At 47.8% G+C, this 2,865-nt stretch carries 4 protein-coding genes; 3 read left to right on the top strand and 1 reads right to left on the bottom strand.

Annotated features, from left to right (window positions below):
• The coding region (locus tag HKN79_00600) for a hypothetical protein (protein NNC82051.1) at window positions 1-904 on the bottom strand (904 nt) is incomplete at its 3' end.
• Between the two features lie 157 nt (window positions 905-1,061).
• Here HKN79_00600 and HKN79_00595 point away from each other — a divergent pair.
• The 3 genes from HKN79_00595 to HKN79_00585 all read left to right on the top strand — a co-directional run.
• On the top strand, window positions 1,062-1,985 hold the full coding sequence (locus tag HKN79_00595; protein NNC82050.1) for a helix-turn-helix transcriptional regulator: 924 nt from the start codon (window positions 1,062-1,064) through the stop codon (window positions 1,983-1,985).
• A gap of 112 nt (window positions 1,986-2,097) precedes the next feature.
• Window positions 2,098-2,553: a DUF1801 domain-containing protein gene (locus HKN79_00590; GenBank protein ID NNC82049.1), complete on the top strand. Its 456-nt coding sequence runs from the start codon at window positions 2,098-2,100 to the stop codon at window positions 2,551-2,553.
• A gap of 36 nt (window positions 2,554-2,589) precedes the next feature.
• Window positions 2,590-2,865: DUF1801 domain-containing protein (locus HKN79_00585; protein NNC82048.1), on the top strand; the 276-nt coding region annotated here is incomplete at its 3' end.

Genomic DNA, 2,865 nt, shown 5'->3' with positions numbered 1-2,865 from the left:
AGGCAGTGAACCAGAGATGCCAGACATTGCCTTCTCTATCCTGAACGAAATAGCTGAGGGAGTCTTCGACCACATATTGGAAGATATCCATGTCGAAGTACTTCCAGTCACTTCCGATGATGTTCATCTCTTCGGACATCGGCTGATCGGTCCACTGGGCATCGTCAATCTCGACAGTACGTGCTTCTGAGGCCAAAACTTCCTGATTCTGAAAGACTCCACTGACTATGTAATTTGCTCCAGGCAATATTTCAGAGCTGTAGCGTGTGAAGGTAATGTCCCAGCTGTCAGCTGCAGGTTCACGGTCGATGACATCACCGGTCTGTAGGGAGTAGTACCAGAAGTTCTTTGTGCTGTAATCAGTCCCAGAGATGGTCTCCTGTACTTCGACATTCCCTTGCAGGTCGGCATACTTGAAGGTGTAAGTACCCAGGTCCAATTCTTCAATAAGGATCTTGCGGTAGCTCCCGTCACTCAGTGCGATGATGAAGATGCGATTTCCAGTGACCACATGCGTGATGATATTGTATTCACCCCAGCCATAGTCGAAGACATTATCCTCATTGGCCAATTGCATGAATGCCCCACGCTCCCAGCTCGTTTCCGAGTTATACAATGGCTCCCAAGCCATGCCGGTCGTGTCTACCGTCTCCCAAGCTGAAGGATCCGTACCGTAGCTGTAGAGCATGGTACCGATGTTGTCATTGATAAGAATGGATGAGTTCAGAGCCGTGCTCATGAATGCGATGTCCCAATCGGTGTTGGAAACATTGGCGACCTCTCCATTCTCCAGACTGTAGAAGGATTGATTGCTATAGCCTGCATTCAAGCTGACCATGTCATCGACTTGCGCGGTTAAAACTAAGGTGAGGGTCAAGGTGAGGGAGGTGATAAATGTTCTCATACTGGATTATAGACTATGTTCTGGGCGAAAATGCTGGCCAAAAGTATCGCGAGAACCGACCAAGAAATATCCCTTTTAGGATTCTAAATGACCGCAGAGCAACAAGCAACCTAAAATATGCTTGTAATGTCTTGATACTCCTATATTTGCTTGCAATATGATAAACACCGGAAGAGAGGTCAGACTGATAGATATCATTCGCACGGCTGACGAAAATACCCCGAAATGGAGTTTGAAGAGACACGTGGTCGATGATGACCTGAGCATCTACTTCAGCGATGGGGCCACAGAGCAGCAACGTGCAGTCCAGATCCATCTCCCCGCAGGGATCATCTACTTCCAATTCAACATCGATGGACAGGCCAGACTGCAGTTCGGTCCGCACTATGCCCAAGAGATGGACAGCAGCCAGAGTATGCTGCTTTACAATCCCACCCAGACCTTGGATTTTGTCTGTAGCCTGGGACAAGGAGCGCGCTCGGTCTTCATCCTGACCACTGTAAATGTCCTACATAGCCTGATCGTGGAGGATAGTGACGACATTCATTTTCTCAATGAACAGAATATCGATAGCAAGTACTATCTGAAGAATACGATCTCCCCGAATCTAAAATTCGCTCTAGAACAGATCTACACCGTGCAGATGGGAGATGTGGCCAAACGACTTTTCTTGAACGGAAAGGCCTATGAACTTCTGAGCTACTACTTCCAGCGCGATGAGCAGAGCGATTATCTGGACCGCTGCCCTTTCTTGAGGGATCAACGGAATGTAGAGGCGGTGAGACAGAGCCGTCATATTCTGATCGAGCGCATGATGGACCCACCTACCATCAAGGAACTTTCTCTCGAAGTGGGACTCAACGAGTATCAGCTCAAGGCCGGATTCAAGAACATCTACGGGAATAGCATCAATGCCTATCTGCAGGAGCACCGCATCAACAAAGCTTTGAAACTCATGACCGATGAAGGGCTAAAAGTGCAAGAAGCGGCTCACGAGATCGGGTATACCAATGTGAGTCACTTCATCGCGGCATTCAAGAAGAAGCACGGGGTGACGCCTAAGCAGTATATGAAGGGATAAGAGGAATGATGAATTCAGATTGAAGAATTCGGATTCAGCCTTATCCTATATCTGGGCTCTGAATTCTTGAATCCATCTCTTATCTTGTTCCTTTAATCCAGCTACCTGACCTATGCGAATCGATGCCAAAGATTGTGACGACTACGTGAGCAAAGTGCCTGAAAAGCACAAAGAAGCCATCGTCAAACTGAGAGAGACCATCAAGAAAAATCTGCCGAAGGGATTTGAAGAGACACTGAATTACAGCATGCCGGGTTATGTGGTGCCTCATAGCCTTTACCCCGATGGCTATCACTGCGACCCCAAGCTTCCACTTCCATTCATGAGCATCGCTTCGCAGAAGAATTTCATCGGTCTCTACCACATGGGCATCTATGCCAACAAGGAACTCTACGACTGGTGGGTGAAAGAATATCAAGAACGGGTGCCTACTAAACTCGATATGGGGAAGAGCTGCGTGCGGCTCAAAAAGCCGGAACATATCCCCTATGATCTCGTGGCCGAACTCTGCCAGAAGATGACTCCGCAGGACTGGATCGACCTCTATGAGAAGAATATAAAGCGGTGAATACTGCATAGATCCATTCAAGAATTCCCTAGACCAGTGCAAGAGAAGATAGAGCAATACTATCTGGACAAAGAAGAACCTCTGAAATCCACACTGCTCTATATCCGGGGGCACCTATTGAAGGACCCGAACATGAGTGAATCTTGGAAGTACGGTCTACCTTTCTTCGATTACAAGAAGAAGTACTTCTGTTACTTCCACATCAAAAAGAACGAACTGCCTTATCTGGCCTTCACACAAGGCAAACGTATCGACCATCCGGCTCTGGTCATGGGCGAGCGTAAGCAGATAGCGGTCCTACATTTCGACCCG

It is taken from the genome of Flavobacteriales bacterium (assembly GCA_013001705.1).
In the GTDB taxonomy this organism is placed as follows: domain Bacteria; phylum Bacteroidota; class Bacteroidia; order Flavobacteriales_D; family JABDKJ01; genus JABDLZ01.
The sequence above is the reverse complement of the archived record's forward strand: the minus strand, read 5'-3'. Positions and strand labels throughout refer to the sequence as shown.

Bases quoted from the DNA above. Each gene is read 5' to 3' on its own strand.
- HKN79_00595 (NNC82050.1), top strand. From the start codon at position 1,062: ATGATAAACACCGGAAGAGAGGTCAGACTGATAGATATCATTCGCACG.
- HKN79_00590 (NNC82049.1), top strand. From the start codon at position 2,098: ATGCGAATCGATGCCAAAGATTGTGACGACTACGTGAGCAAAGTGCCT.